The organism is Chryseobacterium sp. CBo1 (assembly GCF_001693475.1).
GTDB classification, from domain to species: domain Bacteria; phylum Bacteroidota; class Bacteroidia; order Flavobacteriales; family Weeksellaceae; genus Chryseobacterium; species Chryseobacterium formosense.
In genome coordinates this window covers 62,056-77,115 of sequence record NZ_MAUH01000034.1, presented here as the reverse complement: position 1 = coordinate 77,115, position 15,060 = coordinate 62,056, and the positions used below count along the sequence as shown (strand labels likewise).

Sequence of the window (15,060 nt, the reverse complement as noted above, 5' to 3'; positions counted from 1 at the left end):
GGTTTGATAAAATTAAAGATACATATGAATCAGAAAATTCAGTAATAACAATTTTGACTAAATAATTTAAAATGAAACCACATTATTTAATATTTAACATTGAAAATAAAGTTAGGAACTTTACAAATAGTTTAGAAGATACTTTCGAAAGGTTTGCTATTTTGAAGTTAAATCCAACTATTGAAGAAAATATAAAACAAAGAATTTATGAGAAGCAAGATTTTGAAGTTACAGTACAGGAACTTCAACAAATACTTCCAACTTTTGATAAAAGAATAGAAAAACTATTAAAACATCCAGATTTTAATCCTTTTAAAGAAGAACTAAGGCAAAGACTTCCAGAACAATATGGAAATCAACCTTTTAAATTTAAAGGAACTACATATTATCTTTATCATAAAGGAAGAGAATTTTATGTGGATAGTATGATTTATGGAGCTTTAGGCTTTAAAAAATTAGTAGAAGATCATATTTCGGTTAATAAACCTTTGAGGTACGTTTATAAAGAATAATAATAGATACCGTTTCATATTAGAAATAATTTTCTTGTAAAAATACATACATTTGTAATCAACAAATCTACCCTTTTGAAAAAAACTCTATGAAAATTAAAATCCTATCAATTCTATTTTTTGTATTTTTTGTAAATTCAAAAGCACAATGGGGAGTACCTCCGCCACGAAGAGAACCCAATAAAGAACAGATTGAAGCTGTAGAAAAGTTTATAAAAATTACAGACTATAAAAAATCTATTGAAAGCTTTTTATATTATTCGATTTATAAACATCAATCCGATTAATAACGATGATGTTTTAACAAAAGTTTATGATAACTTTGATTTTGATTCATTTAAAAAAGACTCTTACATTTATCATATACTTGATGGATTTTCTATAAAAGAAATTGAGGAAATAGAGCAGTTATACACTAAAAATAAAAAATTAAAGGGACAATATCCTACATTCATTACTCCTGAAATAGTTGATCAAATTAATACTTTTGTAGAAAGGCAACTAGAGTTACATCAAAAAGGAAGAACAGAAAATGGAATAAAGAGAAGACACTAAGAATTTTTGTAAATATATAACCGCTCAAGTAATAGGGCGGTTTTTATTTTAAAGAAATGGTAAATCAATATATCTATTGGAAAGGAATGATATTACACATCTAGATTCCAAAATAATTATAATTAGTCAAGAATTAGCCATTTTTTATTTTTAACACGTCAAGTTCTGTCGCTTCCCGCTCCTATCTTTACTCTACCAAAATAACAGTAGAAAAATGAAAAAAACAACCCTACTTTCTTTAGATGGAGGCGGAATAAGAGGCATCATAACCTGTATTATTTTACGCTACATAGAAGAGCAGCTGCAGATTCATGATAAACCGGGCGCAAAGCTTGGTGATTATTTTGATCTGGTTGCAGGAAGCAGCACGGGAGCATTGATTGCGGCGATTATTTTGTGTCCCGACGAACACCGAAAAGCGAAATATTCCATTCAGAAAGGTTTGGAATTGTATTCCGAAAAAGGCGGTGATATTTTTCAGGTTTCCTTTTGGGAGAGACTGATTAATCCTTACGGTCTTTTCAATGAAAAAATCTCTCAGGAAGCTTTAGAAAAAAACCTGAATGATTTTTTTGGAAATTTAGAATTAAAAGAATTGATAAAACCTTGTTTAATAACAAGCTATGACATCGAAAACCGAAGAGCAAAATTATTCAACTCATGGAAAGCAGCTTTAAGCACAGATAATTTTTACGTAAAAGATGTCTGCAGAGCCACTTCAGCGGCACCGACTTATTTCACTCCGGTTCAGATCAAATCGATGTACGGACAGATTTTCAGCTTAATCGACGGTGGAATGTTTGCTAATAATCCTGCATTGTGTGCTTATGCAGAAGCCAGAAAAATTCCTTTTGCTGAAGTTCTGAAAAACCACCAAAAGGCCAATCATCCCACGGTAAAAGACATGATCATTGTTTCTATCGGGACCGGAATAGAATCTAAAAGTTATTCATTCAAAAAGCTGGAAAAAGCCGGAAAAATAGGTTGGGTAACGCCGATTATTGATATTCTGATGTCTGCCAATGCAGAAACAGTAGATTATCAGCTCTGTCAGATGTTTCAGACTTTGGGGGCACGAAACCAGAAAAATTATTATAGAATTAATCCATCTCTGAAAAATGCTTCTCCTGCAATGGATAATGTAAGAAGATCCAATATTGAAAACCTGATTCAGGCAGGATTAAGCTATATTGACGACAACAGAGAAACTTTAAATCAAATTGTACAAAAGCTGATCAGAAACAAAATATAAGCTTTTTAACTTATAAATGACAAATATAAGCTAATTCAATTATATTCATCATTTATAAGCTGTTTACTTAATTAAAAAGATTTTTTAAACACTGAAAAAACACGTCGACTTTTGTCGCTCCGCTCTCCTACTTTTGTAGTATAAACAAAGACAAAAAAACAAAATCTTAAACTTTTAAACACTTTATCATTCAACATTTCTTTATGCTGAACAGCAAGAATTATATTCAAAAAACAACTAATTTTTTAAAGCACAAAAACATGGAAACACCCAATCACAATTCCGATATAATAATCAATGATGATCTCTACACCATTAACTGGAGCGATATTGAAAACACCGAAATCGACTACGAAAATTATCTTGATGACATTGAAAACTTCTTCAGGGAAGATTTTGAAAGTGATGTTTTAGAAGAGGATTTTTACAATTAAAATATACAATAAAATTAAAACACGTCAAGTTCTGTCGCTCATCAAGAGTACCTTTGAAGTATCAATAAAAACACAAAACAATCATAAATCTTTCCTGACAAAATTCTGAATTCGACTTCTAAAAAAAGTCTGAACAGCCAGAAATACGTCTAAAAACTAACAGTTAAAAAAATACAAAATGACTTTCTCTATTAAAAAGAAAGGTGGATATCTTTTGCCGGAAACCAACTTAAAAAATAAGGCTGGAACCTGAAGCCATCTAATAAAAAGAGGCTTCGAAATTAATCTAAAAACTTAATAAAATGACAAATATGGAAGAAAATGAAGAACTTGATTCTGAATTGAATGTAGAAGAAATTCCTTCTCCTAGTGATCTCTGGAACTACATGGAGTATTACTGGCATAACAACAGAGAATTTCCGGAAAGCAACGAAGATCTTCTGAAAAGGAAGGCAGATTTGGTAGGAGGCAAAGTTCCGTTGTCCCAATTACCACTCTTAACAGAAAATGACAAACTTGTTGATGTCGTTGAGAGAGGAAATACGACTCCCAATTCAATGGGATTTGGTGTAGGAGCAAATACTTATTATCTGGGAGTCAACATGAAAACTTTCAATATAAGGTTGCTTAATAAAAATCCCATTACAGATGCTGCAACAGGAAAATGGAATATGGCTGTAGGAGACTCTGCTTTGTGGTCTTTGACTACCGGAGATAAAAATACCGCAGTTGGAGGATGGACAGGTCAGAGCCTGACTACAGGAACCAGTAATTTATTCTCAGGAGTTCAAGCAGGAAATAAATTGACAACGGGTGGTTTTAATGTAATGTTAGGCTATGCCTCTGGATTTGAAAGTATATCAGCAAGTGAAAATGTTTTTGTTGGTGTAGGTAGTGGTTATTACATTAAAGAGGGTTCAAAGAACACCTTTATCGGAACAAGTGCAGGAGCCAACCATGGCAGAACAATAAACGGACAGTGGATATGCAATACTTTTTTGGGATATTCAGCGGGTGCATCCACAGCATCAACCGGAACTTATGGAAATAACAATGTGATAATAGGCGCATTTGCTCCTTTAGGGGGAGAATCAAATAATAAATTGATCATTCATTCTCAAACAGCTCTATCTAATCATAATCAAGTGATCCCACTAATATCCGGAGATTTTGCTGCTCGTTGGTTATCAATCGGGGGAAATTTCAGAATTAACCCTTTGTATGTTGAAAAACAAGCTGCAGACAACCCTGAGTATGACTCATTGGCAGTGTACAATGGGACAACCGGGCAAATTGGCAAAACACCTATTCGTGATTTAAAAAAAGCCATTAGACCATATAAAATATATTCAGCTCTATTGGAATTTAATGAAACAACCTTTGAGCCTCAGTTTCAGGTATTGGAAAATTCGGTTGGAGATATTGAATGGAGAAAAACAGGAAGAGGTGAATATGAAGGAATCTTATCTGAATCTTTCACTAAAAATAAAACACTGATTGTAACCACAATGAATGAATTTACACAAAAATCTTCATGTATATGGACTGAAGGAAATACGCTTCATTTAAAACTTGCCAATTCAGAAAATGACTTAACTGACATTGGAGGTCTTTGTGGAACAATAGAAATTAAAACTTATTAAAACTAATCTTAAAAAAAATAAAAATATGTCAACAAATAACAACAATTCATCACAAACACTTTTCAGGTTTGCAGCAATGAGAAACCCTGAATTAGCAGATCCAAAAAACAAAGATAAAAGATTCGTCTTTAGAAGCGAAGTTGCGAGAAATGCAAGTAAAATTGATCCTCTCGTTACTTCAGCGACAAGTTTAAAATCTATATTTAAAAACCCTTCATCAATCAGTGGTTTTACCGTGCATTCGGAAGATTCCTTAAAAGCTCTTCATCCTAATTTTTATGATTTTGCTGTATGGATTGCAAGAAACAAGTCTACCGCTACAAAAGAAGATTTCGACAAACAAATTGCACTTTGTAAAACTTTCGGTGCTTTAGTCGCAGATTATGTTCTTTGGGACAATCTTACTTATCAGGTAGTTACTCAAAAAGACTTCTATGCGAAAGAACTGATTATGCAATATCTGCATTTGGCTCATATCCTTGAAAATTATGACAGTTCTGATGAATCATACGCAGATATGATTAAGGCCAAAGTTGTTTTGCCTAAAGAATTATTTAAAGTTTCTCAAGGCTCTGGTAGTACAGGAACTTCAACAACGCAGAAGACAGTTTATAATGACAAGGCAATGAAGTTTGCCGAAGCTACAATGTTTTTGAAAGAAAATCAGAAGCTTGCAGATTCTCTGACGAAGTTAGAAAAAACATACAAAAAACAATTTGACGAGGCTTATAAATCAGCTTATAATGAGTATGAAAGTGCAACGAAACCGCTTATTCGGTCTGTACAAAAAGAAGCTTCTGCAGCCGACCGGAAGAAGCAAATTTTAGAAAACAGAATCAATTATCTCACCCAGCTAAGCGTAGCAGATCCCGAAAAATTTTATGCGAATGCCGAGCTTGATATGGAGCTCCATCGCATCAAAGAAGAGATTATGCAGATTACGGTTCCTGAAGCAGAAATTCCTGATTTTGAATTTAATTTTGGAACTCCGGAAATTGATGCCATATATTTAGGAAGAACAATGAATTCTGAGGATCAGAGCACGCTCTGTAGATTACTTGGAGCATCAACAATAACAGAGGCATTATCAGGAATTACGACATTTGACGAGCTAAATCAGAGCATCAGTTCAAACAACCAGACGTTACAGCAAACTGTTCTTAATAATACGGTTCTTAACCAGCAGGTTTCTACTACAGTTGGTGGTGTAGTAATACCGGTGAATAACAATTCTGCTACTTCAGGATATCTTCCTTTCAGCATAAAAACTTATGCCCGAAGCTCAACAGAGTGGAGTTTAATGTTAGCTTTAAGCAACAATATTGAGGTAGCGTCAGCAAAATATAAGACATTTATAAAAGATGTAGAATTTTCCTCAACAAGTTTATCTTCGTTGGGCGGAGGATCTTATCTATTGTTTGATTAACCTAGAATCCCGGTTTCTAAAACCTATCAGGTTGAAGAATTTGTTGTAGAAGGAGAATTAACATCAAGGGATGGAATTACTTATCGTTTCAACGTTAAATTAGTTATTGATCCATATGATTTAGACAGATTAACCAAACATTATAATTTCAGAGGTGCGGATGGTTGCTTTCCTGTCGAAAATCCTCCAAAACCAGAAACACCTGAAACGCCTGAAAATCCTCAAACACCAGGAACATCCGTAGAATCCGGAGCTTTTATTCCTTCAGGATTCGGAATGAAAAACATTGGGGTTGCAGATTATCTTAAAGTAGAACAAAGTACGTATTGCTATGTAGAAGGAGATGTTGCTCACATCGAAAACATCATGGCTCGTGAATATAAAGAACGTTCTACCAGAAGATTAAAGCGAAGTGAATCTCAAACAACAAAATCTACAGAATCTGAAAAAGAAAAGCTTACAGATACCACTTCTACCGAAAGATATGAAATGCAGAGCGAGATTTCTAAAATCTTACAGGAATCTAAAGATTTTTCTGCACAAGCTGGAGTAACTGCAAATTGGAAAATAGGCGACGCAGGTTTTGGAGCTTATGCTAACGCAAGCTATGCCACTCACAATTCTAAAGAAGAAAGCAACAGACAGGCAGTTACAGAAGCCAAAGATATTACCGCAAGAGCTTTAGACAGAATTGTAACCAAGGTAAAAGAAGAACGTATTGACAAAGTTTTAGAAGAATACGAAGAAAACAACAAGCATGGTTTTGATAATACCAAAGGAAGCAATCACGTAGTTGGAGTTTATAGATGGGTAGATAAAGTTGTGAAAAACCAGATTTACAATTACGGTAAGCGTATGATGTTTGAGTTTATGATTCCTGAGCCAGCAAAATTGCATTCTTTAGGAATGAAGATTTCTAATAATGCAGAAAATCAATTGATAAAACCTATTGATCCAAGAGAATCATCAATACATAAACTTGAGAATTTCAGTTCTTTAGAAGATGAAACAAGACTAAAATTTTGGTTAAGCGAATATAACGTAGAGATTGATGAAAAACCTTTGCAGTCATTTTCTATCGGAAAATCTCTAAATGGTCAATCTTCCGGAAATATATCAGAAATTGAATTTTATACTATGAAAGATGAAATCCAAATTCCTGAAGGTTACATTGCAAAAGGAGGATTAGCAAGTTTCTCAGCAGCGTCTGATGGTGATGGTTCAAATGTGAATTTGCTTTTAGGAGACCTGCATTATCACAATTGGGGCTTATGGGGACAAGCTGCGGTATTCGGTAGACAAACATTCTCTAAACCTTACTCAAAATCGGTTCCTATATCATCCACGGGATATAATGAATTTGCAGGGACGTCAAATTTTATTATTGATGTTGAATTAACAACGGAAGCCAAAAACATTTGGTTTCAAAAAACCTTCAACAAAATCATTGAAGCCTATGAGGTTGAATTAGAGAAATACAATCAAGCTTTAGCAGAAGCAAAAGCTTTAGGTGTACAAATCAAAGGTTCGAATCCTGGCTTTTATAGAAAGATTGAGAATACAATTTTAAGAAAAAACTGTATTTCTTATATGATCGATCAGAATACCAATGCTGCACTTACTTTCGGTAAGAAGAAATATTACATCAATGATGGAGCAACAGCAGAAACCTTCACCAATACCGATATTAAAGTTGATTCTTCTTTAGATCAATATGCAGCTTTTGTGAAGTTTATGGAACAAGCATTCGAATGGGATATCATGAGCTACTATTTCTACCCTTACTATTGGGGAGACAGAAACAGATGGTCAGATTTATATCAGTTTGATGATAACGATCCTACATTCAGAGCATTTATGCAGTCTGGTATGGCGAGAGTAATTGTCACAGTAAGACCAGGATTTGAAGAAGCGGTAAGACACTTCCTTGCAACCGGACAAATCTGGAACGGTGGTGAAGTTCCTGTTATCGACGATCCATTGTTCTTATCTATTGTAGACGAAATGCGTGCTGCAGTCGGTGAAAAACAAGGTGAACCGTGGAGAGAAAAAATTCCTACTTCATTAACAATTCTTCAGGCAGATTCTATTGGCTTGAGAGTGGAAAAAGCATTGCCATGCAACTGCGAACCCGGAGTGAAATTTGACGATCAGCTAGGGGAATTGTGCGGAAGCAATTTTGAATTGAACAATAATCAAATTGGTCAGTCGGCAGATAAATGGATTGAGATTACTTACAATAGAATGGATGACACTTCTTTCACAAAGATGATTGATCTGTACAACAATCTTAATTTCCCAAGAACTTTTGAGTGTCTAGGAAATTCTATTGAAATCGATAAATTTTGGAATGAAAATGATCCGGCTTCAAAATTCTATACCTTTCTTGCAGAAGAGCTATCTAAAATAGAAGCCGCAGAAGCTTATCCAACCGATGAAAACGGAATTACCTTCAAAGTAAACGTTTCTAAAATTAAAGATTTCGACTTTAGAAGTGAATCTATCAACATCGAAGAAGCGCGAAGATTCATCTTCTCAACCGATGCCGAAACATATCTTAAAGTTGCATTACCTACCCGAAACTTTGGAGAAGAGAAAATTTTAGACAAAAATCTACAGCCTCTTCCACCTGACGAATATGAAAATCAGGCTCCGCTTTCTAAATTTTTAGTGTAATCTTTTAAAATTTTTCAATCATGAATCGGGCAAAACCCGGAGGTTATTGTGCAGCACTTTATTGTGCTGCCTTATAACCATCATGAAATTAATAAATTGTTTAACAACTAAAAAACGAAGAAAATGGAAAACTTTGATGACGAATTCGGAGATTTATCCGGATACAAAATACTTTCTTTTAATGAAATAAGTAAAGGTTTTGAAGGGAATAAAAATCCGTTGGAGGGAATAGCGAGGAAATCTTTTGACGAAAAATCAAATGAATATGCTTTAAAATCAGTCTTAGCAAAAAACAGTATTTTTTATAAAGCCAAAGAAGGAACTTTTAGAAATTACTTAGAAAAAATTGGGAAATATTTTATCGTAAAGAGATTATTTGAAACTATAGATTTAGAAGAAATAGGTTTTAATGAAAGCTATAACGAAATTAACATTAAATACCAATAATTATGGATAAGATGTGTAATACCAAGCAAACAAGAGTAATAGAAACAACATATGATTTCCCTGAAGCTCTTATTGGCTACACTTATGAAGATTTAAAAAACACTTTAAATAATGCGTATTGGTTTCTAGAAGGAGAAGATTCTAATCTAATGGTTTTTCACTTATTTTCTAATCCTAATACAAAAGAAGTAGAATTCGTTGCATGTAACCTTGGAAGTGATATTTTTGATTGCCTAAAGCTTAATACTGAGAATCTAATTTCTACAGGGGGCTATGTAATAAAAGATAAAGGAGGAAAAGAAATAATAAATCCTATTTTAAATGTTTTTAAGCAAGATGTAGCTGATAATATATTGGGAATTTATAGAGATAAAGAAAACTTTAATCATTACCCTCTATCAAGAGATAAAATAATCAATGCTATTGATAAAGAAATCTTTGCAGAATATATGTATCAAAAAGTAGTTGGCTATCTTTTTGATGGGTTGGGAACTTCGTTAAAGTTTTTTGTAGACCAATTCCGAGATATCTCCAAAAACATTAAAGAATACAGAATTTCTGAACGTTCTTATTTACCAGATGTAAAGGGATTTGACCCTATCCTTAATGGAGCATTATTAAACGCAATTGGTGTAAATACTACAATTCCAGTAGAAAAATACACCTATTCACAAGAGGATTTGGAGTATTATCAGATCAAAGAAAAGCAGATAGACTGGACTTTATGTATTAATGCGGAATTTTGTGGATTATGGAATGCCTTGGTAGATACTGTTGACGGATTTGTAATGCTATTGCCGAGTTTATACGAGATTCTGTCAGACAGAGCTACCTTCAAAAAGTTTTTTGGAATTGTTGTAGATTTTCTTATGATGACGCCCGAAGAATTAGGAGATATAATAACGGCGTATGACTTTGAGAACAGCAAAGGCTCTATTTACAGGCTTTCTTACCAACAATGTTACGAAATAAGCATGATTCTCACTCTCTTTTTACCATTACCCAAAATAGGTAAAGCAGGAAAAACATCACAAGCATTGGAAGAATTATCCGTTTTACTTTCTAATTTTTCTGTTAAAAATGAACTGATTCTTTTGGCATATAAAATGGGATTAAGAGTTAAGAAAACCGCCGGAGAATGGAAATTAGTCTTTGGAAAATACACTCTTCTTAAAGGACAAAAGGACAAAATTCTTAAGATGATTGAGGATATTGGTGAAATGTCTAAATTTGGTGGAGATAAAAATCTTACAAAGCTAAGGAAGCAGCTTGATGAAGCCGTTATTGAAGAAAACGGAGTTACTAGAAAGCTTACAAATGCTGAGAAGGAGGAACTTCTGAAAAAACTTAGGTATGAAGGAGGTGCATTTGGTAATAAGTCAATTGTAGAAACAACGGTTGAGGTAGAAGTAAAAGCTTTTAAAGAAGGAGAAATACAATTTGCCAATAAAACAATTGCCAAGCCTTTTGATAAAATAAAAGAAGCTATATCTTATTTTAACCATCACGTGGTTAATAATATTGTGGAACAAGTGGGTAAAGATAATTGTGGTAATGTGGCAAAGGTTATCGCAGAATATCTAAGAACAGGAGAGTTAAAATTGGCAGAAGATTCCCTTTCACAGGGCTTAGAAAAAGTAGCAGAAAAATGTGGAGCAGGTAGATTTAGTGATATTACAGCACTAGACCGATTAGAATTTTTACTAAGAGATGATGAAATTGCCATTATCTACGGAGCTACAAAATACTATTCGAGTGGACTGGTTGATGGTCATTATCTTGTAGCAGTAAAAGTAGAGAAGAAAGTTTATTTATTAGAAGGACAAACGGGAGAAATTCTTTTATATGATAAAACTTCCATGGAATCTAAAAACTTTGAAAGAGGTTATAGACAATTTCAGTATACAAAAGCAGGTAAAATTAAAAAATAGAATAGTATGTTAACAGATCAAGAAATGCTAGAGATAGCAGAACGTTTTATGAAAAGAATAGTAGACAAAGAAACGGAAGCCGTAATATTACATGAGGAAACCATTAAAAAGCCTTATGGTAATATTTATTTTTTTCAGGCTAAAGAATTTCTTTTAACAAGAGATTTCAATAAAGTATTGACTAATAACCCCCCCTTTTTAGTGGAAAAAGAGAAAGGAAGAGTGGTTAATTTAGGACCACTGAGAAGATTAGAATATGAGATACAAGCCTACGAAAATGGGACTATGAAACCTACTATGGATCTTTATTGGTATCCAGACGAAGATCGGTTTTCTAGAGAGTAATCATATAAAGGCTTTAAATAAAGAAGTAAATTTACTGCTGTATTTGTTGTTTTTGATAACTTTAGGATGAAAATCACAAAAACTGAAAATAATTTTATGTTAACAGACAAAGAAATGCTAATAATAGCAGAAAAATATTTAAAAAAATTATAAGAAGGGTCAGATGTAGAGGTAATGATTTTTAGAACTATAGAAAAAAATTATGGTAATATTTATGTATATGGACCAAAAAAAAGTTATCATATTAGTGCTGCCCCCTTTTTAGTAGAAAAAAAATGGGAAGGGTGGTTTCCTTTGGTACTGCGGGGATATTAGAAAGGGAAATAAAAGCCTATGAAAATGGTACATTATCTACAGCTTTAGACTCTTACTGGTATCCTGATGAAGACAGGTTTGATTATAAATAGTCCTGATAACTCATAATTTTTTCCGTAAAAATAGTAGCCGCAACTTCACCGTTGCGGTTTTTTGGAAAAAAGGGAAATTACAATTAGCAGAACACTCACTTTCGCAAGGATTAGAGGAAGTCGCAGAAAAATGTGGAGCAGGGAGGTTTGGTGATATTACAGGACTAGACCGATTAGAGTTTTTACTAAGAGATAATGAAATTGCCATTATCTATGGGGCTAGAAAATATCATTCGAGTGGTCTGGTTGATGGTCATTATCTTGTAGCAGTGAAGGTAGAGAAAAAAATTTATTTATTAGAAGGACAAACGGGAGAAATTCTTTTATATGATAAAACTTCCATAGAATCTAAAAACTTTGAAAGAGATTATAGACAATTTCAGTATACAAAAGCAGGTAAAATTAAAAATTAAAATTATGCTAACAAATCAAGAAATGCTAAAGATAGCAGAACAATTTACTAGAAAAATAGTGGACAAGAATTTTGCCCCAAATATTGTATTGGAAGAGGCTATTGAAAAACCATACGGCAATATTTATCGTTATCAGTCAAAAGAATTTCTTTTGACAAAAGACATTTACAAAGCAATAACACCTGCTACTCCTTTTCTAGTGGAAAAAAAGACAGGAAGAGTTGTTACTTTTGCTTCGGCAATGAGCTTAGAGAATAATATAAAAGCCTATGAAAATGGGACTATGTCAAGAGCTTCAGATACCTATTGGTATCCTGATGAGGACAGATTTTCTTCTAAATAATCTAATATTTCATAATTTTTTTCGTAAAAATAGTAGCCGCAACTTCACCGTTGCGGTTTTTTGGAAAAAAGGGAAATTACAATTAGCAGAACACTCACTTTCGCAAGGATTAGAGGAAGTCGCAGAAAAATGTGGAGCAGGGAGGTTTGGTGATATTACAGGACTAGACCGATTAGAGTTTTTACTAAGAGATGATGAAATTGCCCCCCTAGCTGCCGCATGAATCCTTTCGTTTGGCTTTTTCTTTTAAAAACTCTCTCAAAAGTTTTATCTTTATAAAAACATAAAGATGAGCAGAAATTACAAATTTCATAATCCTGAAGGATTATATTTCATAAGTTTTGCCGTCGTCGGTTGGCTGGATGTATTTATCAGAAATGAGTACAAAGAAATTCTTTTAGAAAGTTTAAGATTTTGCCAAAAGAATAAAGGTATGGAAATTCATGCATGGTGTATCATGTCAAGCCATGTACACTTGATTTTTCCCTCGCTGCCGCACGATTGTATCGTGTGGTTTTTCTTTTAAAAAATACCTCAAAAGTTTTATCTTTATAACATAGTAAAAATTACAATTTCCACAATCCTGAAGGATTATATTTCATAAGTTTTGCCGTTGTAGGTTGGTGAAATGTATTTATCCGAAATGAATACACAGAAATTTCTTTTAGAAAGTTTAAGATTTTGCCAGAAGAATAAAGGCTTAGAAACATATACCAAATATAGTTCTCAAAAACCTCCTCATCATCTTGAAGAATATTTTAGCATAAAATTTATCCACAAAAGCAAAACACGACACCGTTTGTCGCAGTAAGCTCATATATTTGTTTTATAAAATTCAGGCATGAAAAAAGATTTTTACCTTACGAGATATGCACTAATCATCAAAAAATTAGAGAGCGCTCCTGCTACCTATTCCCAGCTGGAAGATTATCTTCTGAACTCTTTTGAGTTTCAGGATGCGGATATCAAAAGCTATTCAATCAGAACTCTGCAGAGGGATATTCGTGAGATTTCCAATCTTTTTAATCTTTCCATTCACAACAAGAAAAAGGGTGACAACCGTTATTATATCGAAAGCCGCCCGATGATGGAAGTGGATGAGTACAATCCCCCGCTGCCGCACGATTCTATCGTGTGGCTTTTTCTTTTAAGTTCACATTCTCTCAGTATGTATTATTTTTATCTTTATAAAAACATAAAGATGAGTAGAAATTACAAATTCCACAATCCTGAAGGGTTATATTTCATAAGTTTTGCCGTTGTAGGTTGGTTAGATGTATTTATCCGAAATGAATACAAAGAAATTCTTTTAGAGAGTTTAAGATTTTGCCAAAAGAATAAAGGTATGGAAATTCACGCATGGTGTATCGTGTCAAGCCATGTACACTTGGTTTTTCGAAGTATCGATGGTAAGAAACCGGAACTTTTGATCGGTGATTTCAAAAGATTTACAAGCAAAGCAATTATACAAGCCATCAAAGAAAATCCAACCGAAAGCAGAAAAGAATTTTTATTAGATTTTTTTCTTAAAGAAGGCGCAAAAAGTTCAAATGTAAACCAATATCAATTTTGGAGACATGACAATAAACCTATTGAGTTGTGGAGCAATCATGTAATCAACCAAAAGATTAATTATGTCCATCAAAACCCTGTAGAAGCGGGTTTGGTTTTTCGTGCTGAAGATTACAGATATAGCAGTGCTTTAGATTATTCTGATGAAAAAGGGCTTTTGGATGACGTTGTGGTTTTTAGAATGTTTGGATTCTGACTGACCACACGAAAGGATTCGTGCGGCAGCGGGGGGAACAGAATTTTTGTATCAGACAACTGGAAAACAAAAAAATATTGTTAAAATAAAATTGACGGGAATTGATGGTAGTGATTTTAAATTAGCGGACAAATTAGCAGGTTTGAAGAAGAAACCCAAAGGCTATACTTGGCATCATTTAGATGATTACGATCCTATAACTGGAACTTGTACAGTACAGTTGGTTGATTCAGGAATACATATTGCATCTCTTCCTCATTATGGAGGAGTGAAAGTGTTGGAAGAGTTCTTAAATTTTAAATATTTATCAAGACCTTAATAATATGAAAACAGAAATTACAGAAGCAGAAAATAGTATTACACTTACAGACATTCAACAAATTGAAAGTCAATTTAATTTCACAATGCCTGAAAACCTTAAAAAATTATATTTAAAATATAATGGCGGGGTTATAGGAGATGGTTATTATGAAATTAATAGTATTAAGTATGGAAAAGTTAAAATAGAAGATACTATTGATAGTTTACAAATAACTGAACAACATATACCAAAAGAATATTTGCCTTTTGCAAATACAGCAGTTGGTCATATAGTATGTATGTATGTAGGAAGTGGTAGTAAAAATGGGCAAATTTATCTTTTCCGTCACGACGAATTAGAGCCAATTTTTCACAACAATACACTAGAAGAATTTTTAGAAATAAATTCTATTGATGATTTATAATCTTAACGGCAACTAATTAAGTTGCCGTATTTTTTTGTTTAAAATTAGCTCTAAAAGTAAAATATAGTAAATAAGAAAGTCTGTTCTATTAAAAATAAGGAAGGAAATATTACTTATTTTGATGATATACCAGAGGAAAGCTTAGATGATGTTGTCAAAGATATTGAGGCCCCCGCTGCCGCA

Annotated in this window: 18 protein-coding genes; all 18 read left to right on the top strand. The window is 33.3% G+C overall.

Annotation, left to right across the window (positions count from 1 at the left end; translation table 11 throughout):
- The first annotated feature begins 71 nt into the window (after positions 1-71).
- The 18 genes from BA768_RS15270 to BA768_RS15185 all read left to right on the top strand — a co-directional run bounded on the left by BA768_RS15270 (position 72) and on the right by BA768_RS15185 (position 14,877).
- Positions 72-512 carry a hypothetical protein gene (locus tag BA768_RS15270; protein ID WP_065721452.1) on the top strand — a complete coding sequence of 147 codons (441 nt, stop codon included), beginning with the start codon at positions 72-74 and terminating at the stop codon, positions 510-512.
- A gap of 89 nt (positions 513-601) precedes the next feature.
- A complete protein-coding gene (locus BA768_RS21330; RefSeq protein WP_065721451.1) occupies positions 602-799 on the top strand; it encodes a hypothetical protein in 198 nt (65 codons plus the stop codon).
- Complete coding sequence (locus tag BA768_RS15260) at positions 753-1,067, top strand: hypothetical protein (protein ID WP_065721450.1); 315 nt, start codon at positions 753-755, stop codon at positions 1,065-1,067. The genes BA768_RS21330 and BA768_RS15260 overlap by 47 nt, the downstream gene beginning before the upstream one ends.
- 214 nt (positions 1,068-1,281) lie before the next feature.
- A complete protein-coding gene (locus tag BA768_RS15255; protein ID WP_065721449.1) occupies positions 1,282-2,319 on the top strand; it encodes a patatin-like phospholipase family protein in 1,038 nt (345 codons plus the stop codon).
- A gap of 260 nt (positions 2,320-2,579) precedes the next feature.
- Positions 2,580-2,753, top strand: a complete 174-nt coding sequence (locus BA768_RS21325) for a hypothetical protein (protein ID WP_165571784.1) — start codon at positions 2,580-2,582, stop codon at positions 2,751-2,753.
- 302 nt (positions 2,754-3,055) lie between these two features.
- Positions 3,056-4,396, top strand: coding sequence for a hypothetical protein (locus tag BA768_RS15245; RefSeq protein ID WP_065721448.1), 1,341 nt, complete (start codon positions 3,056-3,058; stop codon positions 4,394-4,396).
- Positions 4,397-4,421: 25 nt separating this feature from the next.
- A complete protein-coding gene (locus tag BA768_RS15240; RefSeq protein ID WP_123947128.1) occupies positions 4,422-5,822 on the top strand; it encodes a hypothetical protein in 1,401 nt (466 codons plus the stop codon).
- A gap of 276 nt (positions 5,823-6,098) precedes the next feature.
- Entirely contained in the window at positions 6,099-8,498 is a 2,400-nt protein-coding gene (locus BA768_RS21110) for a hypothetical protein (protein ID WP_065721446.1), read from the top strand.
- Between the two features lie 123 nt (positions 8,499-8,621).
- Entirely contained in the window at positions 8,622-8,945 is a 324-nt protein-coding gene (locus BA768_RS15230) for a hypothetical protein (protein ID WP_065721445.1), read from the top strand.
- A gap of 2 nt (positions 8,946-8,947) precedes the next feature.
- Positions 8,948-10,876, top strand: coding sequence for a hypothetical protein (locus tag BA768_RS15225; RefSeq protein WP_065721444.1), 1,929 nt, complete (start codon positions 8,948-8,950; stop codon positions 10,874-10,876).
- A 6-nt stretch (positions 10,877-10,882) separates the two neighbouring features.
- Complete coding sequence (locus BA768_RS15220; protein ID WP_065721443.1) at positions 10,883-11,221, top strand: hypothetical protein; 339 nt, start codon at positions 10,883-10,885, stop codon at positions 11,219-11,221.
- Positions 11,222-11,496: 275 nt separating this feature from the next.
- On the top strand, positions 11,497-11,628 hold the full coding sequence (locus BA768_RS21605) for a hypothetical protein (protein ID WP_262484176.1): 132 nt from the start codon (positions 11,497-11,499) through the stop codon (positions 11,626-11,628).
- Between the two features lie 357 nt (positions 11,629-11,985).
- On the top strand, positions 11,986-12,384 hold the full coding sequence (locus BA768_RS15215) for a hypothetical protein (protein ID WP_065721442.1): 399 nt from the start codon (positions 11,986-11,988) through the stop codon (positions 12,382-12,384).
- Complete coding sequence (locus BA768_RS15210) at positions 12,359-12,607, top strand: hypothetical protein (protein ID WP_065721441.1); 249 nt, start codon at positions 12,359-12,361, stop codon at positions 12,605-12,607. The genes BA768_RS15215 and BA768_RS15210 overlap by 26 nt, the downstream gene beginning before the upstream one ends.
- Positions 12,608-12,673: 66 nt before the next feature.
- Positions 12,674-12,910, top strand: a complete 237-nt coding sequence (locus BA768_RS15205) for a transposase (protein WP_317039971.1) — start codon at positions 12,674-12,676, stop codon at positions 12,908-12,910.
- A 315-nt stretch (positions 12,911-13,225) separates the two neighbouring features.
- A complete protein-coding gene (locus tag BA768_RS21675) occupies positions 13,226-14,152 on the top strand; it encodes an REP-associated tyrosine transposase (protein ID WP_317039970.1) in 927 nt (308 codons plus the stop codon).
- A gap of 46 nt (positions 14,153-14,198) precedes the next feature.
- Entirely contained in the window at positions 14,199-14,471 is a 273-nt protein-coding gene (locus tag BA768_RS15190; protein ID WP_065721440.1) for an HNH endonuclease, read from the top strand.
- Positions 14,472-14,475: 4 nt separating this feature from the next.
- Complete coding sequence (locus tag BA768_RS15185; RefSeq protein WP_065721439.1) at positions 14,476-14,877, top strand: SMI1/KNR4 family protein; 402 nt, start codon at positions 14,476-14,478, stop codon at positions 14,875-14,877.
- Positions 14,878-15,060: the final 183 nt, after the last annotated feature.

Excerpts from the sequence above, each read along its gene's own strand:
- BA768_RS15270 (WP_065721452.1), top strand. The coding sequence starts at position 72 with ATGAAACCACATTATTTAATATTTAACATTGAAAATAAAGTTAGGAAC.
- BA768_RS21330 (WP_065721451.1), top strand. The coding sequence starts at position 602 with ATGAAAATTAAAATCCTATCAATTCTATTTTTTGTATTTTTTGTAAAT.
- BA768_RS15255 (WP_065721449.1), top strand. The coding sequence starts at position 1,282 with ATGAAAAAAACAACCCTACTTTCTTTAGATGGAGGCGGAATAAGAGGC.
- BA768_RS21325 (WP_165571784.1), top strand. The coding sequence starts at position 2,580 with ATGGAAACACCCAATCACAATTCCGATATAATAATCAATGATGATCTC.
- BA768_RS15245 (WP_065721448.1), top strand. The coding sequence starts at position 3,056 with ATGACAAATATGGAAGAAAATGAAGAACTTGATTCTGAATTGAATGTA.
- BA768_RS15240 (WP_123947128.1), top strand. The coding sequence starts at position 4,422 with ATGTCAACAAATAACAACAATTCATCACAAACACTTTTCAGGTTTGCA.
- BA768_RS21110 (WP_065721446.1), top strand. The coding sequence starts at position 6,099 with ATGAAAAACATTGGGGTTGCAGATTATCTTAAAGTAGAACAAAGTACG.
- BA768_RS15230 (WP_065721445.1), top strand. The coding sequence starts at position 8,622 with ATGGAAAACTTTGATGACGAATTCGGAGATTTATCCGGATACAAAATA.
- BA768_RS15225 (WP_065721444.1), top strand. The coding sequence starts at position 8,948 with ATGGATAAGATGTGTAATACCAAGCAAACAAGAGTAATAGAAACAACA.
- BA768_RS15220 (WP_065721443.1), top strand. The coding sequence starts at position 10,883 with ATGTTAACAGATCAAGAAATGCTAGAGATAGCAGAACGTTTTATGAAA.
- BA768_RS21605 (WP_262484176.1), top strand. The coding sequence starts at position 11,497 with ATGGGAAGGGTGGTTTCCTTTGGTACTGCGGGGATATTAGAAAGGGAA.
- BA768_RS15210 (WP_065721441.1), top strand. The coding sequence starts at position 12,359 with ATGAGGACAGATTTTCTTCTAAATAATCTAATATTTCATAATTTTTTT.
- BA768_RS15205 (WP_317039971.1), top strand. The coding sequence starts at position 12,674 with ATGAGCAGAAATTACAAATTTCATAATCCTGAAGGATTATATTTCATA.
- BA768_RS21675 (WP_317039970.1), top strand. The coding sequence starts at position 13,226 with ATGAAAAAAGATTTTTACCTTACGAGATATGCACTAATCATCAAAAAA.
- BA768_RS15185 (WP_065721439.1), top strand. The coding sequence starts at position 14,476 with ATGAAAACAGAAATTACAGAAGCAGAAAATAGTATTACACTTACAGAC.